General features: G+C 72.2%; 17 protein-coding genes and 2 pseudogenes. 13 read left to right on the plus strand and 6 right to left on the minus strand.

What is annotated here, in order from left to right; genetic code table 11:
• Positions 1–118: 118 nt before the first annotated feature.
• Together TNCT1_RS25215 and TNCT1_RS25220 are read left to right on the plus strand one after the other, a co-directional pair.
• Complete coding sequence (locus TNCT1_RS25215; protein ID WP_143636071.1) at positions 119–1,558, plus strand: gamma-aminobutyraldehyde dehydrogenase; 1,440 nt, start codon at positions 119–121, stop codon at positions 1,556–1,558.
• A gap of 191 nt (positions 1,559–1,749) precedes the next feature.
• Positions 1,750–2,937, plus strand: a complete 1,188-nt coding sequence (locus TNCT1_RS25220) for a PotD/PotF family extracellular solute-binding protein (protein ID WP_143636075.1) — start codon at positions 1,750–1,752, stop codon at positions 2,935–2,937.
• 3 nt (positions 2,938–2,940) lie between these two features.
• Here TNCT1_RS25220 and TNCT1_RS25225 read toward each other — a convergent pair whose 3' ends face one another.
• Positions 2,941–5,337, minus strand: a complete 2,397-nt coding sequence (locus TNCT1_RS25225; protein ID WP_143636078.1) for an excinuclease ABC subunit UvrA — start codon at positions 5,335–5,337, stop codon at positions 2,941–2,943.
• Positions 5,338–5,484: 147 nt separating this feature from the next.
• Between TNCT1_RS25225 and TNCT1_RS25230 the strand changes: the two genes are divergently transcribed.
• Positions 5,485–6,009, plus strand: coding sequence for a hypothetical protein (locus TNCT1_RS25230; RefSeq protein ID WP_143636080.1), 525 nt, complete (start codon positions 5,485–5,487; stop codon positions 6,007–6,009).
• 113 nt (positions 6,010–6,122) lie between these two features.
• Here the strand turns inward: TNCT1_RS25230 and TNCT1_RS25235 are convergent, their stop codons facing one another.
• A complete protein-coding gene (locus TNCT1_RS25235) occupies positions 6,123–6,809 on the minus strand; it encodes a glycerophosphodiester phosphodiesterase (protein ID WP_143636082.1) in 687 nt (228 codons plus the stop codon).
• Between the two features lie 38 nt (positions 6,810–6,847).
• A pseudogene (locus TNCT1_RS25240) lies at positions 6,848–7,989 on the minus strand (adenosine deaminase).
• Positions 7,990–8,127: 138 nt separating this feature from the next.
• Here TNCT1_RS25240 and TNCT1_RS25245 point away from each other — a divergent pair.
• Entirely contained in the window at positions 8,128–8,889 is a 762-nt protein-coding gene (locus tag TNCT1_RS25245; protein WP_143636086.1) for a DUF4190 domain-containing protein, read from the plus strand.
• Between the two features lie 36 nt (positions 8,890–8,925).
• Here the strand turns inward: TNCT1_RS25245 and TNCT1_RS25250 are convergent, their stop codons facing one another.
• Positions 8,926–9,489: an NADAR family protein gene (locus tag TNCT1_RS25250; RefSeq protein ID WP_143636088.1), complete on the minus strand. Its 564-nt coding sequence runs from the start codon at positions 9,487–9,489 to the stop codon at positions 8,926–8,928.
• 211 nt (positions 9,490–9,700) lie between these two features.
• Here TNCT1_RS25250 and TNCT1_RS25255 point away from each other — a divergent pair, with 211 nt between their 5' ends.
• The 7 genes from TNCT1_RS25255 to TNCT1_RS25285 all read left to right on the plus strand — a co-directional run bounded on the left by TNCT1_RS25255 (position 9,701) and on the right by TNCT1_RS25285 (position 19,051).
• Positions 9,701–11,239, plus strand: coding sequence for a gamma-aminobutyraldehyde dehydrogenase (locus tag TNCT1_RS25255; RefSeq protein WP_143636090.1), 1,539 nt, complete (start codon positions 9,701–9,703; stop codon positions 11,237–11,239).
• Between the two features lie 49 nt (positions 11,240–11,288).
• The gene (locus tag TNCT1_RS25260; RefSeq protein WP_143636092.1) at positions 11,289–12,536 is read left to right on the plus strand and encodes a PotD/PotF family extracellular solute-binding protein; all 1,248 of its coding nucleotides are present in this window, start codon (positions 11,289–11,291) and stop codon (positions 12,534–12,536) included.
• Positions 12,533–13,693: an ABC transporter ATP-binding protein gene (locus tag TNCT1_RS25265; RefSeq protein WP_143636094.1), complete on the plus strand. Its 1,161-nt coding sequence runs from the start codon at positions 12,533–12,535 to the stop codon at positions 13,691–13,693. The genes TNCT1_RS25260 and TNCT1_RS25265 overlap by 4 nt, the downstream gene beginning before the upstream one ends.
• Before the next feature lie 2 nt (positions 13,694–13,695).
• Positions 13,696–14,625 carry an ABC transporter permease gene (locus TNCT1_RS25270; RefSeq protein WP_143636096.1) on the plus strand — a complete coding sequence of 310 codons (930 nt, stop codon included), beginning with the start codon at positions 13,696–13,698 and terminating at the stop codon, positions 14,623–14,625.
• On the plus strand, positions 14,626–15,426 hold the full coding sequence (locus TNCT1_RS25275; RefSeq protein ID WP_143636098.1) for an ABC transporter permease: 801 nt from the start codon (positions 14,626–14,628) through the stop codon (positions 15,424–15,426).
• Positions 15,427–15,449: 23 nt separating this feature from the next.
• The gene (locus TNCT1_RS25280) at positions 15,450–16,880 is read left to right on the plus strand and encodes an FAD-binding oxidoreductase (protein ID WP_143636099.1); all 1,431 of its coding nucleotides are present in this window, start codon (positions 15,450–15,452) and stop codon (positions 16,878–16,880) included.
• A 353-nt stretch (positions 16,881–17,233) separates the two neighbouring features.
• Positions 17,234–19,051, plus strand: a complete 1,818-nt coding sequence (locus tag TNCT1_RS25285; protein WP_143636101.1) for a chitinase — start codon at positions 17,234–17,236, stop codon at positions 19,049–19,051.
• Positions 19,052–19,124: 73 nt separating this feature from the next.
• Here the strand turns inward: TNCT1_RS25285 and TNCT1_RS36840 are convergent.
• Positions 19,125–19,964 (minus strand): annotated as a pseudogene (locus tag TNCT1_RS36840) (phosphatase PAP2 family protein); the annotation flags it as partial.
• Between the two features lie 64 nt (positions 19,965–20,028).
• Positions 20,029–21,363, minus strand: coding sequence for a 4-aminobutyrate--2-oxoglutarate transaminase (gene gabT / locus TNCT1_RS25295; protein ID WP_143636103.1), 1,335 nt, complete (start codon positions 21,361–21,363; stop codon positions 20,029–20,031).
• 288 nt (positions 21,364–21,651) lie between these two features.
• On the opposite strand from gabT, the gene TNCT1_RS25300 reads away from it, so the two are divergent.
• Both TNCT1_RS25300 and TNCT1_RS25305 read left to right on the plus strand, forming a co-directional pair.
• Entirely contained in the window at positions 21,652–23,778 is a 2,127-nt protein-coding gene (locus TNCT1_RS25300; RefSeq protein WP_143636106.1) for an ATP-binding protein, read from the plus strand.
• A gap of 136 nt (positions 23,779–23,914) precedes the next feature.
• Complete coding sequence (locus TNCT1_RS25305; RefSeq protein WP_143636108.1) at positions 23,915–25,486, plus strand: PucR family transcriptional regulator; 1,572 nt, start codon at positions 23,915–23,917, stop codon at positions 25,484–25,486.
• Positions 25,487–25,534 lie beyond the last annotated feature (48 nt).

Here is a 25,534-nt window from a genome sequence, read left to right on the forward strand (position 1 = left end):
CGGGGGTGTTGAAAACGTGGGCGTGCCGATTAGGGTGGGGTGTCTCAGCCTTCGGACAGCCGCAACGGCCGGCCGGGCTGGAGAGCTCAGACCCTCGAACCAGATCAGGAGGCCGGCAGTGAGCACCGAGCTGCGTCGTCTGCGCAACTACATCGACGGTGAGTTCCGGGACGCCGCCGACGGACGGACCACCGAGGTGGTCAACCCCGCGACGGGCGAGGCGTACGCGACCGCGCCACTGTCCGGGCAGGCGGACGTGGACGCCGCGATGGCGGCCGCCGCCGCGGCCTTCCCGGCCTGGCGCGACACGACCCCCGCGGAGCGCCAGAAGGCCCTGCTGAAGATCGCCGACGCGTTCGAGGAGCGCGCCGAGGAGCTGATCGCGGCCGAGGTGGAGAACACGGGCAAGCCGACCGGGCTGACCCGCTCCGAGGAGATCCCGCCGATGGTCGACCAGATCCGCTTCTTCGCGGGTGCGGCCCGGCTGCTCGAGGGCCGCTCGGCCGGCGAGTACATGGACGGGATGACCTCGATCATCCGCCGGGAGCCGGTGGGCGTCTGCGCCCAGGTGGCGCCGTGGAACTACCCGATGATGATGGCCGTGTGGAAGTTCGCCCCGGCCATCGCCGCGGGCAACACGGTCGTGCTGAAGCCCTCGGACACCACCCCCGCCTCGACCGTGCTGATCGCCGAGATCCTCGGTTCGATCCTGCCCAAGGGCGTCTTCAACGTCATCTGCGGCGACCGCGACACCGGCCGCCTGATGGTCGAGCACCCGACCCCGGCGATGGCCTCCATCACCGGCTCCGTCCGCGCGGGCATGTCGGTCGCCGAGTCCGCCTCCAAGGACGTCAAGCGGGTCCACCTGGAGCTGGGCGGCAAGGCCCCGGTCGTCGTCTTCGAGGACACCGACATCGCCAAGGCCGTCGAGGACATCTCCGTGGCCGGCTTCTTCAACGCCGGCCAGGACTGCACGGCCGCGACCCGCGTCCTGGTCCACGAGTCCATCCACGACGAGTTCGTCTCCGCGCTGGCCAAGGCCGCCGCCGAGACCAAGACCGGGCAGCCGGACGACGAGGACGTCCTCTTCGGCCCGCTGAACAACCCCAACCAGCTCAAGCAGGTCGCCGGCTTCATCGAGCGGCTGCCCGCGCACGCCAAGGTGGAGGCCGGCGGCCGGCAGGTCGGCGACAAGGGCTACTTCTACGCCCCGACCGTCGTCTCCGGCCTGAAGCAGGACGACGAGATCATCCAGAACGAGGTCTTCGGCCCGGTCATCACCGTCCAGTCCTTCGCGGACGAGGACCAGGCCGTGGAGTGGGCCAACGGCGTCGAGTACGCCCTCGCCTCCTCGGTGTGGACCAAGGACCACGGCCGCGCGATGCGCATGTCCAAGAAGCTCGACTTCGGCTGCGTGTGGATCAACACCCACATCCCGCTGGTCGCCGAGATGCCGCACGGCGGCTTCAAGAAGTCCGGCTACGGCAAGGACCTGTCGGCGTACGGCTTCGAGGACTACACGCGCATCAAGCACGTGATGACCTCGCTCGACGCGTAGCACCCGGCTCACCGGCCCCCGGGGGCCGGCCCGCGCGGCCCCGGACGGGGGACACACCTCCCCGTCCGGGGCCGCGCGCGTGTGCGACGGTACGTCCCCCGGACGCCGTTCGACAGGGTGTCGGGTCCCGCCCGGTCCGCTCGACGCACCGTCAATTGCCCGGCCGGGCGCGGCCGCTGCATCCTGCCGGGGTGACCCGGACCTCCCCGCACGCCCCGTCCCGCCGTTCCCTGCTGCGCACGCTCACCGGCGCCGCCGCGCTCGGCACCCTCGCCGGCTGCGGGGTGCCCGCCGCCTATGTCGAGCCGGGCGACCGGTCCGCGAAGGACGAGTCCGCCGCCGACCGGAGACTCACCTGGGCGAACTGGCCGCTCTACATCGACACCGATGACGACGACCCGGGCCGGCGGCCCACCCTCGAGGCCTTCGAGAAGCACACCGGGATCTCCGTCGGCTACACCGAGGAGATCAACGACAACGACGAGTTCTTCGGCAAGATCAGCCCCTCGCTGATGAACCACCAGCGCACCGGCCGCGACCTGATCGTCATCAGCGACTGGATGTGCGCGCGCTTCGTCCGGCTGGGCTGGGTGCAGCGGATGGACCGCTCCCGCCAGCCCAACGTGGCCGAGCACCTGGACCCGCTGCTGCGCTCGCCCGCCTTCGACCCGGGCCGCAGGTCCACGGTGCCGTGGCAGTCCGGCATCACCGGCATCGCCTACGACCGCCGCCGGCTGGGCCGTGAGATCCGGGGCGTGGCGGACCTCTGGGCGAGCGACCTGAAAGGCCGGGTCACCCTGCTCTCCGGGCTGGACGAGGCGTTCGCGCTGCTGATGCAGGGCGACGGCGTGGACATCACCCGGTGGACCACGGCCGACTTCCACCGGGTGTGCGACCGGGTGGAGCGGGAGGTCCGCCGGGGCCAGATCCGCCGCTTCACCGGCAACGACTACACCAAGGACCTGGTCAGCGGCGACGTCCTCGCCTGCCAGGCCTACTCGGGCGACGTCATCCAGCTCCAGGCCGACAACCCCGACATCCGCTTCGTCGTCCCCGAGGAGGGCGCCGAGCTGTGGTCGGACTCCCTGATGATCCCCGACCGGGCCCGCCACAAGACCAACGCCGAGCGCCTGATCGACTACTACTACCGGCCCGAGGTCGCCGCCGAGCTCGCCGCCTGGGTCAACTACGTCTGTCCCGTGCCCGCGGCCAGGGAGGTGCTGGCCGCGTCCAAGGACAAGGACACCGCCGCCCTGGCCGACAACCCCCTGATCTTCCCGGACTCCACGATGCGCGGGCGCCTGGCCGTCGCCCGCGACATCACCTCCGCCGAACGGCTGGAGCTGGCCAAGCGCTGGAACACCATCGTGGGACTGTAGGGGTCAGACCGCGCCGCCGCCGACGTAGGCCGCCAGGTGCTCGCCCGTGAGCGTCGAACGGGCGGCGACCAGGTCGGCGGGGGTGCCCTCGAAGACGACGCGGCCGCCGTCGTGGCCGGCGCCGGGACCGAGGTCGATGATCCAGTCGGCGTGGGCCATGACCGCCTGGTGGTGTTCGACGACGACGACCGACTTGCCGGCGTCCACGAGCCGGTCGAGCAGGCCCAGCAGCTGCTCGACGTCGGCGAGGTGCAGGCCGGAGGTGGGTTCGTCGAGGACGTAGACGCCGCCCTTGTCCCCCATGTGGGTGGCGAGCTTCAGCCGCTGGCGCTCGCCGCCGGACAGGGTGGTCAGCGGCTGCCCGAGGGTGAGGTAACCGAGCCCGACGTCCGAGAGCCGGGTGAGGACGCGGTGCGCCGCCGGGGTGCGCGCCTCGCCGGCGCCGAAGAACTCCTCGGCCTCGGCGACCGGCATCGCGAGCACCTCGCTGATGTCGCGGCCGCCGAGGCGGTACTCCAGCACCGACGCCTCGAACCGCTTGCCCTCGCACTCCTCGCAGGTGGTGGCGACGCCGGCCATCATCGCCAGGTCGGTGTAGACGACGCCGGCGCCGTTGCAGGTGGGGCAGGCGCCCTCGGAGTTGGCGCTGAACAGGGCCGGCTTGACGTCGTTGGCCTGGGCGAACGCCTTGCGGATCGGGTCGAGCAGCCCGGTGTAGGTCGCCGGGTTGCTGCGCCGCGAGCCGCGGATCGGGCTCTGGTCCACCGACACCACGCCCGCGCCGGCCGGGATCGAGCCGTGCACGAGGGAGCTCTTGCCGGACCCGGCGACACCGGTGACGACGGTGAGCACCCCGAGCGGGATGTCGACGTCGACGTCGCGCAGGTTGTTCGCCGACGCCCCCCGGATCTCCAGGGTGCCGGTCGGCTCGCGCACCGTCTTCTTCACGGCGGCCCGGTCGTCGAGGTGACGGCCGGTCAGCGTGCCGCTGGCCCGCAGGCCTTCAAGGGTGCCCTCGAAGCAGACGGCGCCGCCCGCCGTGCCGGCGCCGGGTCCGAGGTCGACCACGTGGTCGGCGATCGCGATCAGCTCCGGCTTGTGCTCCACGACGAGCACCGTGTTCCCCTTGTCCCGCAGCCGCAGCAGCAGTTCGTTCATCCGCTGGATGTCGTGCGGGTGCAGGCCCGCGGTGGGCTCGTCGAACACGTACGTGACGTCGGTGAGCGAGGAGCCCAGGTGGCGGATCATCTTCACGCGCTGCGCCTCGCCGCCCGACAGCGTGCCGGCCGGCCGGTCGAGGGCGAGGTAGCCGAGGCCGATCTCCACGAACGAGTCCAGGGTCTGCCCCAGTTTCCCCAGCAGCGGCGCCACGGACGGCTCGTCGAGCCCGCGGACCCAGGCGGCCAGGTCGCTGATCTGCATCGCGCAGGCGTCGGCGATGCTGATCCCGCCGATCCTCGACGACCGGGCGCCCTCGTTCAGCCGGGTGCCGTCGCAGTCGGGACAGGTGGTGAAGGTGACCGCGCGGTCCACGAACTCCCGGATGTGCGGCTGCATCGACTCGCGGTCCTTGGCGAGCATCGACTTCTGGATCCGCGGGATCAGACCCTCGTAGGTCATGTTGATGCCCGCGATCTTCATCCGGGTCGGCTCGTGGTGCAGGAAGTCCCGCAGTTCCCTCTTGGTGTACTTGCTGATCGGCTTGTCCGGGTCGTAGAAGCCCGACTCGCTGTAGAGCCGGTAGTTCCAGCCGCCCGCCTTGTAGCCGGGGATGGTGAGCGCGCCCTCGCTCAGCGACTTGGAGTCGTCGTAGAGCTGGGTGAGGTCGATGTCGGAGACCTTGCCCCGGCCTTCGCAGCGCGGGCACATGCCGCCGGTGATGCTGAAGCTGCGCCGCTCCTTCACGGTCTGCCCGGCGCGCTGCACGGTGACCGCGCCCGCTCCGCTGATCGAGGCGACGTTAAAGGAGAACGCCTTGGGGGAGCCGATGTGCGGCCGGCCGAGCCGGCTGAAGAGGATGCGCAGCATCGCGTTGGCGTCGGTGGCGGTGCCGACCGTGGAACGCGGGTCGCCGCCCATCCGCTGCTGGTCGACGGTGATCGCGGTGGTCAGCCCGTCGAGCACGTCGACCTCGGGCCGGGCGAGAGCCGGCATGAAGCCCTGCACGAAGGCGCTGTACGTCTCGTTGATCAGCCGCTGCGACTCGGCCGCGATGGTGTCGAACACCAGTGAGCTCTTGCCCGAGCCGGAGACGCCGGTGAACACCGTCAGCCGGCGCTTCGGCAGCTCGATGCTGACGTCCTTGAGGTTGTTCTCGCGCGCGCCGTGCACCCGGATCAGGTCGTGGCTGTCGGCGAGGTGCGGCGCAGGCGGCTGGGTCTCGTCCGTCCTCGTGGCCATGGTCCTCGTGTCTCCCGTCGCTCGGCTCGGTCCAGGCAGCACGCTAGCCGCGCGCCACGGCCCGGCGCTTCTCGATTCCTGACCGGTCCGCCGGTTTCTCGCTCCAAAGGATTTTGAACACGTTCAAATCGCGGGTACGCTCCTGCCATGAACGACAGAGCCGCCCTGCTGAGGGGCATCCGCGTCTGGCTGGTCCTGTTCGTCGTGTGCCTGGTGCTCAGCGGTGCCACCGCGTTCCCGCTGGTGCACGAGCTGCGCTGGACGGAGAGCGGGCTCCGGGCGCTGTCCGTGCCCGAACTGCTGCCGGGGCTCACGGACTGGATCACCCGGGTGCGGGAAGGGCTCGACGCGGCCGACGCCGACCACCCGTTCCTGCTGTACGGCACCGACTGGCTGGCCTTCGCGCATCTCGTCATCGCGGTCGCCTTCTACGGGCCCTACCGCGACCCGGTGCGCAACATCTGGGTGATCGAGTTCGGGCTGATCGCCTGCGCCGGGATCGTCCCGCTCGCCCTCGTGTGCGGGCCGGTCCGCGGGATCCCCTTCTGGTGGACCCTGATCGACATGTCCTTCGGAGTCTTCGGGGCCGTCCCGCTGTACGTCGTGCGCCGCAGGACCAAGCGGCTGGAGGCGCTCACCGGGCCGGCCGCCGCCGCGGCGCCCGCCGGCTGACCCGGGGGCACGGCCGGCCGGCCGGTCACGCCGACGGCCGGCCGGGCGGCCGTCGGCGCGACCGGGCGGGGGGCGCGGTCTTCCCGGCCGGCGTCTGCGGCCGGCCGCCGTGCTCAGTCGACGGCGCGCAGCGCGTGCAGGGCGTCGACGCGGTTCGTGGTGATCGAGTCGGCGCCCAGGCCGAGCAGGCGGCGCAGGGAGCGGCGGGTGTCCGGGGTCCACACCGACAGCAGGTGGCCGGCGCGGTGGACCCGGGCCGCCAGGTTCCGGTCGACCAGGGTGAAGCGGTAGTTGAGCCAGCGGGGGCGTACCGCGTCCAGCAGCGCGGGCCGGGGCGGGGCGAGCGTCGTCCAGGTCAGGGCGATCTCGGCGGCCGGATCGGCGGCCCGTACCGCGAGCATGGCCTCGGCGCCCGCGCAGTAGTACACCCGGTCCGCGGCCCCGCACTGCCGTACGACGTCCAGGACCGCCGCGGCCGTCCGGCGGTCGACCCGGCCGCACAGGTCCACCATCACCCGGCTGCCGTCCGTCGCGGCCAGCGCCTGCTCCAGCGTCGGCACCCCGCCGGCCGTCAGCCCGCTCAGCTCGGCGGCCGACACCGAGCGCAGCGGCCGGGGGTGCCCCCAGAGCCGGTCCAGCGTCTCGTCGTGCAGCAGCACGGGGACGTTGTCGCGGGTGAGCCGTACGTCGATCTCGACCGCGTCCGCGCCCAGGCCGAGCGCGCAGCGCAGCGAGTCCAGGGTGTTCTCACGGAAACGGTAGGGGGCGCCGCGGTGGGCCACGGCGGTCACGGTCTGCATGGCCCCCATTGTGGGGTGCGCCCCCGCGGGGCCGTGCGTCAGGAGGCGAGCCAGGCGGCGGCGTAGGTGTCGATCTCCGCCGCGATGCGCGCCTTGCCCGCGGTGTCCAGGAAGGACGCCTCGACGGCGTTCTTCGCCAGCCCGGCCAGCCCCCGCTCGTCCAGGCCGAGGAGGCGGGCGGCCACCGCGTACTCGTTGTTGAGGTCGGTGCCGAACATCGGCGGGTCGTCGGAGTTGATCGTGACGATCACTCCGGCCCGGGTGAACTCCTCGAGCGGGTGCTCGTCCAGGGTGGCGACCGCGCGGGTGGCGATGTTGGAGGTCGGGCAGACCTCCAGCGGGATGCGGTGCTCGGCGAGGTGGGCGAGCAGCCGGGGGTCCCGCGCGGAGCTGGTGCCGTGCCCGATGCGCTCGGCGCGCAGCTCGGTCAGCGCGTCCCACACCGTCTGAGGGCCGGTCGTCTCGCCGGCGTGCGGGACGGAGTGCAGGCCCGCCGCGATGGCCCGGTCGAAGTACGGCTTGAACTGGGGGCGCGGTACGCCGATCTCCGGGCCGCCGAGCCCGAAGGACACCAGGCCCTCCGGGCGGATCCGGTCGTCGGTGGCCAGCCGGGCGGTCTCCTCGGCGGACTCCAGACCGGCCTCGCCGGGGATGTCGAAGCACCAGCGCAGTACGGTCCCGAACTCGGCCTCGGCCGCCTTGCGGGCGTCCTCTATGGCGGACATGAAGGCCGTCTCCTCGATGCCGCGCCGGGTCGAGGAGAACGGGGTGATGGTCAGCTCGGCGTACCGCACCTGCTGCCGGGCCAGGTCGCGGGCCACCTCGTAGGTCAGCAGCCGGACGTCCTCCGGGGTGCGGATGAGGTCCACCACGGACAGGTAGACCTCGATGAAGTGCGCGAAGTCGGTGAACGTGAAGTAGTCGGCCAGGGCCTCGGGGTCGGTGGGGACCTTGGAGTCCGGGTGGCGGGCGGCCAGTTCCGAGACGACGCGCGGGGAGGCGGAGCCGACGTGGTGGACGTGCAGTTCGGCCTTGGGCAGTCCGGCGATGAAGGCGTGCAGATCGCGGTCGGGCGTGCCTGCGGCGGGTACCGCGCGGGACGCGGTGCTGCGGTCGGTCAAGGGTTCCTCCCCGGGAACGGCGCCCGCGGACCGAGATCCGTGGTCCGGGCGCGGGTGATCGGCTGATCGGTGACTCGGGGGTCATCGTAGGCCGGGCCGGCGACGGCTCCCGCGGCGCCCGTGACAACGGCGACCCGGCGGGGGGCCGCGGAACCCACGCTTTACCATGGCCTGACCATCGATGGAGGGGCGGGGACGTGGCGGACCAGGAACAGCAGGGCGCGGCCGGAGGCGGGGGCTTCGACCCGTGGGCGCCGCCCGGGAGCAAGCCGTCGCTGGAGAAGAGCCCGCAGCCCGGCGTGCCGGCGCAGCAGACCCCCGCGCAGGAGCAGCCGCCCGGTCAGGCCCCGCAGCCTCCGGCCGCCGGCCCGCAGCAGCCCCCCGCTCCCCAGCCGTCCGTGCACGACCAGGCCACCATGATCTCCGCGCCCGGCCCCGGCTTCGGGGCGCCGGGCTACGGCCCGCCCGCACCGCCGCCGCCTCCGGCGCAGGGGTGGACCGAGTCCGCCATGCCGCCCCCGCCAGCCGCGCCCGGCGTCCCCGGCCCCGCCGCCCCCGGCGGGTACGGCTACCCGGCGTACCCGCAGCAGGGCTACGGCTGGCCCGGCATGCCGATGGGCCCGCAGAACGGCATGGGCACCGCCGCGATGGTGCTGGGCATCCTGTCCATCTGCCTGTTCTGCCTGTACGGCGTGGTGTCCATCGTGCTCGGCGTGATCGCCGTGGTGCTCGGCGTCAAGGGCCGGAAGCGGGCCGAGCGGGGCGAGGCCACCAACCACGGCCAGGCCCAGGCCGGCTTCATCACCGGCATCATCGGCATCGTGGTCGGCCTCGCCGTGGTCGCGTTCCTGGTGTTCGCCATAGTGATGGCCGTCAAGGAGGACAAGAAGCACGACAGCGAGTACGACGACCCGTACTACAACTCCGCTCCCCATAACCCGGCGCCCACGCTGGGCTGATCCCGCCCGGGCGGCCACCGGCGGGCCGCCCGGCGCTCAGCCCGCGGACGCCGCGAGCCGCTCGCGGGCCTCCATGAGCGCGAACCCCAGCAGATTCAGCCCCCGCCAGCGCTCGGGATCCGACGCCGCCTCGTCGCCGGCCGCCAGGCCGATGCCCCACACCCGGTCCACCGGGCTGGCCTCCACCAGGACCCGGCCGCCGGTGCCGAGCAGGAACGCGCCCAGGCCGGGATGCGCGGCGAACTTGTGGACGCTGCCCTCGACCACGATCCGGAAGCGCTCCCGCTCCCATATCGCCTCGTCGAAACCGCGGACCAGCCGCCCCGCCTTCTTGGCCCCGGCGGGATGCTCCGCCGCCAGCACCCGGCGCTCCGCCTCCGCGTCCCCGAACAGCCGCGCCTTGCGCGCCATCATCCAGTGCTCGGCCGTCGCGTAGCCGACGCCGTCGATCACGAAGGGTGACGGCCACCACTGGCTCAGACAGCTCGCGCCGGTCCGGCCGTCCGGCCGCGGCCGGTGTCCCCAGAAGTGCAGGTACTTGATCCGGGCCCCCGCCCGGACCTCTCTGATCAGGGCCTCCGCCCCGTCGATCCTCCCCATGCACGCGAGTGTGGCACGCACCACTGACACTCCGTCCGTCCTTTTCGGTGCCGACTCGACACCTGGTCGACAGATTCCGTCGCGTAACCAAAAGGCAACAACGGAATCACTTGTTGGAGTCCACTCGCTCTGTCAGGATCGGCACTCAAATCGAGCTGGAGCTACGCCACCCGCCCTTCTCAGGACGGGACGCACGGCGGAGGAGAGCGACATGCACAACCCGGGCAGCACCACCACCCCGGAACGATTTCCCGCCCAGGACCGCCTCGCGGACGGCGCGCAGTTCATCGCCGGCCGGCTGACGAAGGGCACCTCGGGCCGTACCCACACCGTGGTCGACCCGGCCACCGGAGAGGAGGTGTACACCTACGAACTGGCCGGCGCCGACGACGTCGACGCGGCCGTCGCCGCGGCGCGCGAGGCCTTCCCCGGCTGGGCCGCCGCCACCCCGGGCGAGCGATCCGACGCCCTGCACCGGTTCGCCGCGGTGCTCGCCGAGCGCGCCGAGGAGTTCGCCCGCGCCGAGTCCCTGCAGTGCGGGAAGCCGCTGAAGCTCACCCGTGAGTTCGACGTGCCGGGCACCGTCGACAACACCGCCTTCTTCGCCGGTGCCGCCCGGCATCTCCAGGGCCAGGCGGCCGGTGAGTACTCCGGTGACCACACGTCGTACGTCCGGCGCGAGCCGATCGGCGTCGTGGGCTCCATCGCGCCCTGGAACTACCCGCTGCAGATGGCCGCCTGGAAGATCCTCCCGGCCGTCGCCGCCGGCAACACCATCGTGCTCAAGCCCGCCGAGCTGACCCCGCTCACCTCGCTGCTGTTCGCGCTGGCCGCCACGGACGCGGGCCTCCCGGACGGCGTGATCAACATCGTCACCGGGACCGGCAGGGAGGCCGGCGAGCGCCTCGTCGGCCACCCCGACGTGGCCATGACCTCCTTCACCGGGTCCACCGCCGTAGGCAAGCGGGTCGCGGAGATCGCCACCGCCACCGTCAAGCGGCTCCACCTGGAACTGGGCGGCAAGGCGCCGTTCGTCGTCTTCGACGACGCCGACCTGGAGGCGGCCGCCAACGGAGCCGTCGCCGGCGCGCTCATCAACACCGGGCAGGACTGCACGGCCGCCACGCGCGCGTACGTCCAGCGGCCGCTGTACGAGGCCTTCGTGGAGCGGACGGCAGCGCTCATGGAGACCGTGCGGCTCGGCGACCCGTTCGCACCCGGCACCGACCTCGGCCCGCTCGTCTCGCACGCCCAGCGCGACCGGGTGGCCGGCTTCGTGGACCGGGCACGCGGCTACGCGCGCGTGGTCACCGGCGGCGAGGCGCCCCGGGGAGAGCTGGGCGAGGGCGCCTACTACCGGCCCACCCTGATCACCGGAGCGGCCCAGGACAGCGAGATCGTCCAGTCCGAGATCTTCGGCCCGGTGCTGGTCGTGCTGCCCTTCGACAGTGACGACGAGGGCATCCGGCTGGCCAACGACACCCCGTACGGCCTGGCCGCCTCCGCCTGGACCGGTGACGTCTACCGGGCGGGCCGCGCCACCCGCGAGATCAAGGCGGGCTGCGTGTGGGTCAACGACCACATCCCGATCATCAGCGAGATGCCGCACGGCGGCTACAAGGCCTCCGGCTTCGGCAAGGACATGTCGGCGTACTCATTCGAGGAGTACACGCAGGTCAAGCACGTAATGTTCGACAACACCGCGGTCGCCAGGAAGGACTGGCACCGCACCGTGTTCGGGGACCGCTAGCAACGACCGGCCCGACCGGGCCGACCCCATCCGAAAGGGCACCACGCGCATGGAGCAGTACGAGCCCGAACGTCTCACCCCGGCCCAGGCGGCCGCCATGCGGCGCAGCCTGCGCAACGGCAGGGCCGCGATGACCCGCCGGTCGCTGCTGCGCGCCTCCGCGGGCGGCGCGCTGACGGTCGGCGGCATCGGAGCGCTGAGCGGCTGCGGCATCCCCGCGGCGGGCATGACCCAGGGCGGCACGTCCGCCCAGGACCACTCGGCGGAGGAGAAGAGCGTCAACTTCTCCAACTGGACCGAGTACATCGACGTCGACGACAGCGGGAAGACCCATCCCACGCTCGACGCGTTCCGCCGGCGGACCGGCATCACGGTCAAGTACACCGAGGACATCAACGACAACAACGAGTTCTTCGGCAAGATCAAGCCGCAGCTCGCCGCGGGCCAGGCCACCGGCCGTGACCTGATCGTCCTCACCGACTGGCTGGCCGCCCGGCTGATCCGCCTGGGCTGGGTGCAGAAACTGGACCCGTCCAACCTGCGGCACGCCTACACCAACCTGTCGCCGCAGTTCCGCGACCCGGACTGGGACCCCGGCCGTGCCTACTCCTACCCGTGGCAGGGCATCCCGACGGTCATCGCCTTCAACAAGAAGGCGCTCGACGGCATCGAGGTGAAGTCGGTCTCCGACCTGCTCGACAACCCCAGGCTCAAGGGCCGGGTGTCCTTCCTGTCCGAGATGCGCGACAGCATCGGCATGACCCTGCTCGACATGGGCAAGGACCCGGCGAAGTTCACCGACGACGACTACGACGCGGTCATAGCCCGGCTGCAGAAGGCCGTCGACAGGGGCCAGATCCGCCGCTTCACCGGCAACGACTACACGTCCGACCTCACCAAGGGCGACATCGCGGCCTGCGTCGCCTGGGCCGGCGACATCGTGCAGCTCAAGCACGACAGCCCGGACGTCGACTTCGTCATCCCGGACAGCGGCTACATGACGTCGACCGACAACATGCTGGTGCCCAACAAGGCGCGGCACAAGACGAACGCCGAGCGGCTGATCGACTTCTACTACGAGCCGCAGCAGGCCGCCGCGCTCGCCGCGTACATCAACTACACGACTCCGGTCGACGGTGTGCGGCCCTACCTCGCGAAGATCGACGAGGAGGCGGCGAACAACCCGCTGATCGTGCCCGACAAGGCCATGCAGGCCAAGTCGCACTCCTTCCGCGCGCTGAGCCAGAAGGAAGAGACGGCCTACGAAGAGAAGTTCGCGAAGCTCACAGGGGCGTGACGACCATGACGACAGACAACAGCGGCGACGTCCGCCTCACCGGCATCTCCAAGACCTACGGCTCCTTCACCGCCGTGCACCCGCTCGACCTGACCGTCCCGCAGGGCTCCTTCTTCGCCCTGCTCGGCGCCTCCGGCTGCGGCAAGACGACCACCCTGCGCATGATCGCCGGCCTGGAGGAGCCCTCCGCCGGCACCGTGCACCTCGGCGACCAGGACGTCACCCACCTGCCGCCGTACAAGCGGCCGGTGAACACGGTCTTCCAGTCCTACGCCCTCTTCCCGCACCTCGACATCTTCGAGAACGTCGCCTTCGGCCTGCGCCGGCGCGGCATCAAGAGCGTGAAGAAGCAGGTCGAGGAGATGCTGGAGCTGGTCCAGCTCGGTGAGCAGGCGCGCAAGAAACCGCACCAGCTCTCCGGCGGCCAGCAGCAGCGGGTCGCGGTGGCCCGCGCGCTGATCAACCACCCGAAGGTGCTCCTCCTCGACGAGCCCCTCGGCGCCCTCGACCTCAAGCTGCGCCGCCAGATGCAGCTCGAGCTCAAGCGCATCCAGACCGAGGTCGGCATCACCTTCGTGCACGTCACGCACGACCAGGAGGAGGCCATGACCATGGCCGACTCGGTCGCGGTGATGAACGCCGGCCGGGTCGAGCAGCTCGGCGCGCCCACCGACCTGTACGAGAACCCCCGCACCACCTTCGTCGCCAACTTCCTCGGCACCTCCAACCTCATCGAGGCCGAGGTGGACACGGAGAACGGCGACGACATCGTGCTCCGGGCCGGCGGCGGCAAGCTGGTGCTGCCCCGGGCGCGGTGCTCCGCCCCGGCCACGGCCGGCGGCAAGGTGCTGGTCGGCATCCGCCCGGAGAAGATCTCCCTCACCCACGCCGACGAGGCCGGCTCCATACCCGAGGGCCGCAACCGCCTCACCGGCCGCATCGCCGACGCCAGTTTCATCGGCGTCTCCACGCAGTACGTCATCGACAGCCCCGTCTGCGACGAACTCGCGGTGTACGTGCAGAACGTGGAGCGCGACGGCCGGCTGGTCCCCGGGGCCGAGGTCGTCCTGCACTGGAGCCCGGCGCACACCTTCGGCCTGGACGCGGCCCAGGACATCGACGCCGGGGTGGAGACCGTCGAGGAAGAGGCCGCCTGACCATGACGACGCTTCAGGAGGCGCCCCCGCCTCTCGCCCCCGCCGAGCCGGCGCCGAAGCCCCCGCGCGCACGGGGCCGGTTCACGCCCTACTGGCTGCTGCTGCCGGGCCTGCTATGGCTGGTCGTGTTCTTCGCGCTGCCGATGATCTACCAGGCCTCCACCTCCGTGCAGACGGGCTCCCTGGAGGACGGCTACAAGGTCACCTGGCACTTCGCGACCTACTGGGACGCACTGGCCGAGTACTGGCCGCAGTTCCTGCGCTCCGTCCTCTACGCGGCCGCAGCGACCTTCCTGTGCCTGCTGCTCGGCTACCCGCTGGCCTATCTCATCGCCTTCCGCGCGGGCCGCTGGCGCAACCTGATCATGGTGCTGGTGATCGCGCCCTTCTTCACCAGCTTCCTGATCCGCACCCTGGCCTGGAAGACGATCCTCGCCGACAACGGCCCGGTGGTGCACGCGCTGAACTCGCTGCACGTCCTGGACCTGACCAACTGGATCGGCTGGACGGCAGGCGACCGTGTCCTCGCCACCCCGCTCGCGGTGGTGTGCGGTCTCACGTACAACTTCCTGCCGTTCATGATCCTGCCCCTGTACACCTCGCTGGAGCGGATCGACGGGCGGCTGCACGAGGCGGCCGGCGACCTGTACGCCAAGCCGTGGACCACCTTCCGCAAGGTGACCTTCCCGCTGTCCATGCCGGGCGTGGTCTCCGGCACGCTGCTCACGTTCATCCCCGCGACCGGTGACTACGTCAACGCCGAACTCCTCGGCTCCACCGACACCCGCATGATCGGAAACGTCATCCAGACCCAGTTCCTGAGGATCCTGGACTATCCGACCGCGGCGGCGCTTTCCTTCATCCTCATGGCCGCGATCCTGCTCATGGTCACGGTCTACATCCGCCGTTCCGGGACGGAGGACCTGGTCTAAATGCCCTTCGTCACCTGGCTCAAGCGCCGTCTCGTCGTCATCGCCGGACTGTTCACGCTCGCCTACCTGCTGCTGCCGAACGTCATCGTCACCGTGTTCTCCTTCAACAAGCCGAAGGGGCGCTTCAACTACGAGTGGCAGCAGTTCTCGGCGGACGCCTGGAAGGACCCCTGCGGGGTCGCCGACATGTGCGGCTCGCTGTCCCTCAGCCTCCAGATCGCCTTCTGGGCGACGATCGGCGCCACCCTGCTCGGCACCATGATCGCCTTCGCGCTGGTCCGCTACCGGTTCCGCGCGCGCTCCGCCGTCAACTCGCTGATCTTCCTGCCGATGGCCATGCCCGAGGTCGTGATGGCGGCCTCGCTGCTCACCCTGTTCCTCAACATGGGCGCCCAGCTCGGCTTCTGGACGATCCTGATCGCGCACATCATGTTCTGCCTCAGCTTCGTCGTCGTCGCGGTCAAGGCACGCGTGATGTCGATGGACCCGCGCCTGGAGGAAGCCGCCCGTGACCTGTACGCGGGGCCGGTGCAGACCTTCCTGCGGGTGACCCTGCCGATCGCGGCGCCGGGCATCGCGGCGGGCGCGCTGCTGTCGTTCGCGCTCTCCTTCGACGACTTCATCATCACCAACTTCAACGCCGGCTCGACCGTCACGTTCCCCATGTTCGTGTGGGGTTCGGCGCAGCGCGGGACACCGGTGCAGATCAACGTCATCGGCACGGCCATGTTCCTCGTCGCCGTGCTGTTCGTCCTGGTATCGATGCTCATCACCAACCGCCGTAACAGCCAGAAGGCGTAGCCGCCCTGTAGGGAGTTGAAATCATGGCCCCGAGCGCCATGAGTCGTGGCAAAGACAACTGGATCTCCGCCCTCTCCGAAGCCCAGCCGGTCCCGTACTGGCTGGAAGACCCCGGCAAGCCCCACCCGGAGCCCGCGCTCACCGGCGCCGAGACCTGTGACCTGCTGGTCGTCGGCGGCGGGTACAGCGGGCTGTGGACCGCGCTCAACGCCAAGGAGCGCGACCCGGGGCGGGACGTGGTCCTGCTCGAAGGCCGCGAGGTGGGCTGGGCCGCCTCCGGCCGCAACGGCGGCTTCTGCGCCGCCTCCCTCACCCACGGCCTGCCCAACGGCCTGACCCGCTGGCCGGACGAGATCGCCCGGCTGGAGGAGCTGGGCCGGCGCAACCTCGACGGCATCGAGGCGGCCGTCGCCCGGTACGGCATCGACTGCGACTTCGAGCGCACCGGTGAGATCGACGTGGCCACCGAGCCCTACCAGGCCCGGGAACTGCGCGACTGGCACCGGGAACTGGAGGCCAAGGGGCTGGCCGACGGCATCGAGTTCCTGGACGCCGACGCGGTGCGCGAGCAGGTGAACTCGCCCACCTTCGAGGCGGGCCTGTGGGACCGCCGGGGTGTGGCCATGCTGCACCCGGCCAAGCTGGCCTGGGGTCTGAAGCGGGCCTGCCTGGAACTCGGGGTACGCGTCTACGAGCACACCCCCGCCCTCACCCTGAAGCAGTACGGCGCCGGCATGGCCGTGCGCACCCCGTACGGCTCGGTCCGCGCCCGCGGGGTCGCGCTCGGCACCAACATCTTCCCGAGCCTGCTGCGGCGCGTGCGCTCGTACACCGTCCCGGTCTACGACTACGCGCTCATGACCGAGCCGCTGAGCGCCGGCCGGCTGGAGTCCATCGGCTGGAAGAACCGCCAGGGCCTCGGCGACTCGGCCAACCAGTTCCACTACTTCCGGCTGTCCGCCGACAACCGGATCCTGTGGGGCGGCTACGACGCGGTCCACCACTACGGCGGCCGGGTGCGCGCCGAGTACGACGACCGCCCGGAGACCTACGCCAAGCTAGCCGGGCACTTCTTCACCTGCTTCCCGCAGCTGGAGGGCGTCCGCTTCACCCACGCCTGGGGCGGCGCGATCGACACCTGCTCGCGCTTCTCCGCGTTCTTCGGCACCGCACACCAGGGGAAGGTGGCGTACGCGGCGGGCTACACCGGGCTCGGGGTCGGCGCCACCCGCTTCGGCGCCGACGTGATGCTGGACCTGCTGGCCGGGGAGCGCACCGAGCGGACCGAGCTGGAGATGGTGCGCCGCAAGCCGCTGCCGTTCCCGCCGGAGCCCTTCGCCTGGACCGGCATCGCCCTGACCAAGTGGTCCCTGGCCCGCGCCGACGAGCACGGCGGACGGCGCAACCTGTGGCTGCGCACGATGGACCGGCTGGGCCTCGGCTTCGACAGCTGAACCCGGCGGGCGGTGACCGGGCTCACCCGAACGAGGGGCCGGGACCCGCGTAACGCACCCGGGACGACCTCCCTCTCCCTGCTGGACGCGCCCGCGTCCGAGGCGGAGAGGGAGGTCTTCTTCATGAGTGCGGCCAGGACGGCGGTCGAGTGGCTGGTGGCGGTCGCGCCGGATCCCGGGGCCTGCCGCCGGGCGTGGGAGCGCGATCCGCTCGGCGTCACGCTGCTGCCCGCCGGCCGGTCCTGGGACGTGCTGATCCTGCCGGGGGCCCGGCATCTTGACAACGGCATTGGTCTGGACCAAGTTGAGTGCGCTCCACCCGCGCTCCAACTCCCCTGCCCCCGGAGGCCCTTGTGGACCGCGCCAGACGCGACCGACGCCCCAGATCCCTCCTCGCCCTGTTCACCGCCGCGCTGCTGGCCGTGCCCGGCATCACCGCGCTCTCGTCGTCCGCCGCCCTGGCGGCCGACGCGGACCTCGCGCGGAACGGCGGCTTCGAGTCCGGCCTCGACGGCTGGACCTGCACGGCCGGGACGACGGTCACCTCGCCCGTGCACAGCGGCGCCGCCGCGCTGCAGGCCACCCCGGCCGGCAGCGACAACGCCCAGTGCGCCCAGACGGTGACCGTGCGGCCCGGCGCGCAGTACACCCTGACCGGTTACGTCCGCGGCTCCTACGTCTACCTGGGCGCGAGCGGCACCGGCACCACCGACGTCTCCACCTGGACCCAGTCCGCCGCCGACTGGCAGAAGCTGACCACCACCTTCACCACCGGCGCCGCCACCACGAAGGTCACGATCTACACGCACGGCTGGTACGGCACCGGCGCCTACCAGGCCGACGACATCTCGCTGACCGGCCCGGGCGGGAGCACCCAGCAGCCGCCCGCCGCGCCCACCGGCCTGAAGACCGGCACGGTGACCTCGTCCTCCGTCGCCCTGTCCTGGTCGGCGGTGACCGGCGCCACCGGTTACGCGGTCTACCGCGACGGGGTCAGGGTGCAGACGGCGAGCGGCACCTCGGCCACCGTCACCGGCCTCGCGCCCTCGACGGCGTACGGCTTCCAGGTCACCGCGAGCAACGACGCCGGGGAGTCCGCGAAGTCGGCCGTCGTGACCGCGACGACCCCGGCCGGCACCGGCGGCGGCTCACCCGGCCTGCCCGCCCACGCGCTGGTCGGCTACCTCCACACCACCTTCGCCAACGGCTCCGGCTACACCCGGCTCGCCGACGTGCCCGACAGCTGGGACGTCATCGACCTCGCCTTCGGCGAGCCGACCTCGGTGACCTCGGGCGACATCCGGTTCAACCGCTGTCCGGTCACCGAGTGCCCGAACGTGGAGAGCGACGCGGACTTCAAGGCGGCCGTGAAGGCCAAGCAGGCCGCAGGCAAGAAGGTGCTGATCTCCATCGGCGGCCAGAACGGCCAGGTCCAGCTCACCACGGCGGCCGCGCGGGACACCTTCGTCGCCTCGGTCTCCAAGATCATCGACGACTATGGCCTGGACGGCCTCGACATCGACTTCGAGGGCCACTCGCTGTCCCTGAACGCCGGCGACACGGACTTCAAGAACCCCACCACCCCGGTCGTCGTCAACCTGATCTCGGCCCTGAAGACGCTGAAGGCCAAGTACGGCTCCAGGTTCGTGCTGACCATGGCGCCGGAGACCTTCTTCGTGCAGAACGGCTACCAGTACTACGGCAGCGGCAAGTGGGGCGGGCAGGACCCGCGCTGCGGGGCCTACCTCCCGGTCATCCACGCCCTGCGCGACGACCTGACCCTGCTGCACGTCCAGGACTACAACTCCGGCCCGATCATGGGGCTGGACAACCAGTACCACTCCATGGGCGGCGCCGACTTCCACATCGCCATGACCGACATGCTGCTCACCGGCTTCCCGGTGGCGGGCGACGCGAACAACGTCTTCCCGCCCCTGCGTCCCGACCAGGTCGCCATCGGCATGCCCGCGTCGACCAACGCGGGCAACGGCTACGTGGCCCCGGCCGAGGTCACCAAGACCCTGGACTGCCTGACGAAGAGGACGAACTGCGGCTCGTACGCGACCCACGGGACCTGGCCCGCCCTGCGGGGTCTGATGACGTGGTCGGTGAACTGGGACCGCTTCGCGAACTGGGAGTTCCAGAGGAACTTCGACGCGTACTTCGGCTGAGCGGGACCCGGGTCACGAGGAACAGGGTGGTCAGCAGCACGGTGCTCAGGCACCAGCTGGCCACCACGTCCAGCGGCCAGTGCCAGCCCCGGCGGACCAGGCCGAAGGAGACGCCGAGGACGAGGGCCGCGCAGCCGCCGGCGAGGAGCCGGCGGGCGGCGGGGGAGCGGAGCCAGGGCATGAGCAGCAGGGCCGCGGAGCCGTACGCGATCGCCGCCGTCGCCGTATGGCCGGACGGGAAGTAGCCGGTGCCCGGGGACACCACGGGTGTGCCCGGGCGGGCGGTCCACTCCTTCAGCGGGACGACGATCGCCGGGACCAGCGCCATCAGGAACGCCGCCGCGGCCGGCCCCAGCCACCACCGCCGCGCGCCCGAGGCGCGCCCGCGCCAGGCCGCGTAGCCGACGGCCAGGAGCAGCACAGGGACCGCGACCTCGACGTTCCCGAGGTCGGCGAGGGCCGCGGAGAACCGGTCCGGGTGGACGAGGGCCTGGCTGACCCGTTCGTCCGCACGCGTCAGCGGACCGCCCACGACCACCTGCCAGGTGATCACCGCGAAGAGCAGCAGAAGGAGGAGGCACAGACCCAGGAGCACAGCCATGAGGGACAGACTGGCAGGTTTCGTCCGGGAAGGAGGTCGGCCGCCCAGGAACAGGGGGGGTGGTTCCGGGGCGGCCGTCCGGACCGGAACGTCGCTCGCCCCGGGGGGTTTGGGGCGGCGACCGTCCGATCGGTGAGGAGATCCCGGAGCCGTCAGGCCCCGGTTGTGTGCGCGAGGGCACGACCAGGTCGAAGCTGGGGAGGCCCCGGCCTGAAGTCGCCCACAGTCCCCTGTGGGCGGGGTGTATCTCTCATCTGGGTAGAACCTACGGCAGGCCGGGGCGCTTGGGCAGACGCAAGCGCGTCCCGCCATCCACCTCGCACACCTTCTTCACACGGCCTGCCGCAGGAGCTGTCCAGGGGTGCGACAGGGTCGCTCAGATGCGCGAGAAGGCCTGCTCGATGATGTCGAGGCCCTCGTTCAGCAGGTCCTCGCCGATCACCAGCGGGGGCAGGAAACGCAGCACGTTGCCGTAGGTGCCGCAGGTGAGGACCAGCAGGCCCTCGGCGTGGCAGGCCTTGGCGATCGCCGCGGTGGCCTCCGGGGCCGGCTCCTTGGTGGCGCGGTCCTTGACCAGCTCGACGGCGATCATCGCGCCGCGGCCGCGCACGTCGCCGATCACGTCGAACTTCTCCGCCATGGCGTCGAGGCGGGACTTCATGATCCCCTCGATGTTCTTCGCCTTGGCGTTGAGGTCCAGCTCCTTCATCGTCTCGATGGCGCCGAGCGCACCGGCGCAGGCCACCGGGTTGCCGCCGTAGGTGCCGCCGAGGCCGCCCGCGTGCGCGGCGTCCATGATCTCGGCGCGGCCGGTGACGGCGGCCAGCGGCAGACCGCCGGCGATGCCCTTGGCGGTGGTGATCAGGTCGGGGACGATGCCCTCGTCCTCGCACGCGAACCACTGGCCGGTGCGGCAGAAGCCGGACTGGATCTCGTCCGCGACGAACACGATGCCGTTGTCGGCGGCGAACTGGCGGATCGCGGGCAGGAAGCCCTTGGCCGGCTCGATGAAGCCGCCCTCGCCGAGCACCGGCTCGATGATGATCGCGGCCACGTTGTCCGGGCCGACCTGCTTGGTGATCTGGTCGATGGCCTGCTTGGCGGCCTCCGGACCGGCGTTCTCCGGGCCGGTCGGCCAGCGGTAGCCGTAGGCGACCGGGACGCGGTAGACCTCGGGGGCGAACGGGCCGAAGCCGTGCTTGTACGGCATGTTCTTCGCGGTCAGCGCCATGGTCAGGTTGGTGCGGCCGTGGTAGCCGTGGTCGAACACGACGACCGCCTGCCGCTTGGTGTAGGCGCGCGCGATCTTGACGGCGTTCTCGACGGCCTCGGCGCCGGAGTTGAACAGCGCCGACTTCTTGGCGTGGTCGCCCGGGGTCAGCTCGGCGAGCGCCTCGGCGACCGCCACGTAGCCCTCGTACGGGGTGACCATGAAGCAGGTGTGCGTGAAGTCGGCGAGCTGGGCGCTCGCGCGGCGCACGACGGCCTCGGCGGAGGCGCCGACCGAGGTCACGGCGATGCCGGAGCCGAAGTCGATCAGGCGGTTGCCGTCGACGTCCTCGATGATGCCGCCGCCGGCGCGGGTGACGAAGACCGGCAGCGTGGAGCCCACGCCCTGCGCGACCACGGCGGTGCGGCGGGCCTGCAGCTCCTGCGACTTCGGGCCGGGGATGGCGGTGGCGACGCGGCGCTCCTGCGGAAGTGCGGTCATGGGGGCTCCCTGTGATCTTGCGTACCGGGTGTTCCCGGGGGGTACCGGACGGCGCGTTTTTCGGACGCTTGTCTCTTTCTTCGCAGGTTAGGGCCGCCGAAGGCGGGTGGGCATGCTCCATGTGGGCACGGTCGGGCCGGCCCGTTGTCCGTGGTGGACATAGCAGCGGGTGACGGATGTGCCGGGTCCGGCCGTCCGCCCGGCCGCGTAAGCGGTGAACTCCCGTTCCCGGGGCGTTAGATTGGCTCGCTGACGGTGGACGGAACGGCAGGTCAGGGGGAAAGGGCCATGGACAGCGACGGGACGCGGGACGCGCGCGGCACGCATGCGAATCCTGTGCCGCGCCCGGCGGTGCCCCCCGAGGGCGCCGTCGTACCGCCCATGCCCCCGGCGCCCCCGGGCGCGCCGCCGCGCCCGGACGGCTCGGCCTTCCTCGCCTGGCTCCGGGCGCCGCGGCCGCAGGCGGCGCCCGGCGTGTGGCGGTTCGGGCACCGGCCGCGGCCGGAGCAGGAGCCCGAGCTGATCCCGGCCCGGCAGCTCCTGAGCGGCGCGCTGATCGCGTTCCTGGTGGGCTGGCTGGTGTGGTCCCTGCTGTGGAACGGCTACCTGGGCGGCTGGTGGGTGCTGCCGCTGGAGCTGTTCACCCCGGACTCCTGGCGCCAGGGCAACAGCCGCGTCGGCAACGCCGTCCTGTGGTACTCGTACTACACGCTCATCGCCCTCGCCATCATGTTCGTCGTCGGCCGGCTCGGCCGCTGGGGCGAGGTCTGGCGGCGCTACGGCCCGCCCGCCTGGCGCCCGGCCGCCCCCGCCGCCGAACCGCCGCCCGCGCCCGAGCAGGACCCCGCCGAATGGCCGCAGCTGCGGGCCTCCGGAGCGCACGAGGCCGCCGCCCGGCTGGCCGCCGAGGCGCGGGCCGGGTTGATGCGGGACGTCGACCACGCCCGGATCAGCCGGGCCTGGCAGGGCGTACGGTCCGGCGCGCACAGCCTCGCCGCGTTCACCGGCGCCGTGCTGAAGGACGGCGCCGCCGCCTGCCCGCACCCCTCGGGCGAGCGCGACCTGCCCGCCCGGCAGGCCCGGCACGACCTGCTCACCGGTCAGGTACGGCTCGGCACCACCGCCGACGACCCGCGCAACCCCTACCACTACCGGGGCGCCGGACTCGCCCTTGGACCCGAACTGCTCGCCACCTCCCTGCTCGCCGTCGGCCCGGCCGGCTCCGGCAAGACCGGCTCGCTGGTCCGGCCGCTCGCCGAGTCGCTGTGCCTGCACGCGCTCGCCGGACAGGCCGCGCTCGTGGTCGTCGGCGCGGCGGGCGCCGGACTCGGACCGGCCGAGTCGTACGACGTCGTCGTGCGGATCGGGCACCCCGACTCCGTCTACGACCTCGACCTGTACGGTGGCACCACCGACCCGGACGAGGCCGCCGCCATACTCGCCGAGGCCCTCGCAGGCGACCTCGCCGACCCGCACCCCGGCAGCGACAGCCGCCGCTCCACCACCGTCCTCGCCCAGCTCCTCGGGCCCTTCCGGGCCGTCCACGGACGCTTCCCCTCCGTACCCGAGCTGCGCCAGCTCCTCGACGGCACCCCCGGCCCGCTGGCCGCCCTCCGCAAGGCGCTCACCGACACCGGGCAGGCCTCGCTGATCCGTGAACTGGACGCGCGCGAGCGGCAGATGGCCCACCCCGGCGACGTGGGCGCGGTGCTCGCCGACCGGGTCGCGCTGCTCGACCGGCCCGCCTTCGCCTCCTTCTTCGACACCTCCGGGCAGTCCCGGCCGTTCTCGCTGAAGGCCCTCGACCACCCGGTGCGGGTCCGCATCGACCTGCCGCAGCGCGGCCACGCGGACGCCTCCCGGATCCTGGCCCGGCTGGTGCTCGCCCAGTTCACGGCGAGCGTGACGGCGCGGGAGGACCGGTCGCTGTTCGCCTGCCTGCTGCTGGACGACGCCTCCGGCGTGGTCACCCCCGAGGCGGTCCGCGGCATCCAGCGGCTGCGCTCCGCGGGCGCCGGCGCCGTGCTGACGCTGCGCACCCTGGACGACGTGCCCCGGCCGCTGCGCGGCCCGCTGCTCGGCTCCGCCGGATGCCGGATGGCGCTGTCCGGGCTCACCCCCTGGGACGGACAGGACTTCGCCGAGGTGTGGGGCAAGGAGTGGACCGAGACCCGGGACGTCACCGACCGGCAGATCATCGCCGAGACCCCGGCCGGGAAGGCCGTGCACATGCTGCGCCGGGTCATCACCGGGCAGGCGCCCACCGCGCGGGCCGTCACCGTCCGCCAGGTGGAACGCGAGCGCTGGTCCGCCTCCGAGCTGGCGCACGGGGTGCCGCCCGGGCACGCGGTGCTGTCGCTGACCACCGTGCGGGGCGAGCACGCGCCGCCGCTCCTGGTGGACCTGCGGGGCTGAGGCGGGCCGTACGGTCGTCGGCGGACCGTACGGTGCGGCAGAATCGGCATAGGCTGTTCATACGCGGCGGCCAAAAGACCCGATCCGGCCGCACCGGAACCCCCGACCGACCGGTTCACCACGACCTGAAGGCCCCATGCCCCCGACCCTCGCCTCGCTCGTCCAGCACACCGCGCTCAGACTGACCGTGCGCGCGGGCGGGGACCGCCTCGACGTGCCCGTCCGGTGGGCGCACGTCAGCGAGCTGGCCGACCCCGTGCCCTACATGGAGGGCGGCGAGCTGCTGCTCATCACCGCGCTCAAGCTGGACGCGGAGGACCCGCAGGCCATGCGGCGGTACGTGCGGCGGCTGGCCGGCGCGGGAGTCGTCGGACTCGGCTTCGCGGTCGGCGTCAACTACGAGGAGATCCCCCGGGCCCTCGTCGACGCCGCAGAGGAGGAGGGGCTGCCGCTGCTGGAGGTGCCCCGGCGCACCCCGTTCCTCGCCATCAGCAAGGCCGTGTCCGCCGCGATCGCCGCCGACCAGTACCGGGCCGTCACGGCCGGCTTCGCCGCCCAGCGCGAGCTGACCCGGCAGGCGCTGAACGCCGGCCCCGAGGGACTGCTCGGCGCGCTCGCCGCGCAGATCGACGGCTGGGCCGCGCTGTACGACGCCTCGGGCGCCGTGGTCGCGGCGGCGCCCGAGTGGGCCGGCCGCCGCGCCGCCCGGCTCACCGCCGAGGTGGAGCGGCTGCGGGAACGGCCCGCTCCGGCGTCCTCGGTGGTGGGCGGCCCGGAGAACGAGGACCGGGTGGAGCTGCACTCGCTGGGGACGGGCAAGCGGCCGCGGGCCGCGCTCGCCGTGGGGACGGCGGCCGCGCTGGGCACCGCCGAGCGCTACGCCCTGCACTCCGCGATCGCCCTGCTCACGCTCACCACCGAACGCTCCCGCTCGCTGCACGCGGCCGAACAGCGGATCGGCGCCGCGGTGCTGCGCATGCTGCTCGCCGGCGAGCCCGACCACGCCCGGGCGGTCGCCGGGGACCTGTACGGCGGGCTGCTCGACGCGCCGTTCCGGATGGTCGTCGCCGAGTCGGGGTCCGGCGCCGACCCGCTGGGCGAACTCGCGGAGACGGTCGAGGCCGCGGCCGCGCGCGCCGGTGAGGCGCTGCTCGTGGTCCCGTCGGGGGAGCGGCTGGTGGTGCTGGTCGCCGACGGCGGCGCGGCGGTGACCGCGTGCACCGGGTACACGGCGGCGCTCGAGGGGGCGCGGGCCGGGTCCGAGCAGGGGGCGGCGGAGCAGGACGACCTGGTCGTCGGCCTGTCGGCGCCGGCCGGGCCGATAGCGGCGGCCGCGGCCTACAAGCAGGCCGAGCAGGCGCTCTCGGTCGCCCGGCGGCGCGGACGGGTGCTCGTCGAGCACGAACAGCTCGCCGCCGGTTCGGTGCTGCCGCTGCTGGCCGACGACGCCGTGAAGGCGTTCGCGGACGGCCTGCTGCGCGCCCTGCACGAGCACGACGCGACCGGCCGCGGTGACCTGGTCGCCTCGCTGCGTGCCTGGCTGTCCAGGCACGGCCAGTGGGACGCGGCGGCCGCGGACCTGGGCGTCCACCGGCACACCCTGCGCTACCGGATGCGACGGGTCGAGGAGATCCTCGGCCGCAGCCTGGACGACCCGGACGTCCGCATGGAGCTGTGGCTGGCCCTGAAGGCGACCTCGACGGAGTGACCGGGCCGTCAGGGCGAGCGGTCCCCGCGGTGTCCGCGCAGGCCGCCG

Origin of the sequence: Streptomyces sp. 1-11 (assembly GCF_007176755.1) — a bacterium.
GTDB lineage: Bacteria > Actinomycetota > Actinomycetes > Streptomycetales > Streptomycetaceae > Streptomyces.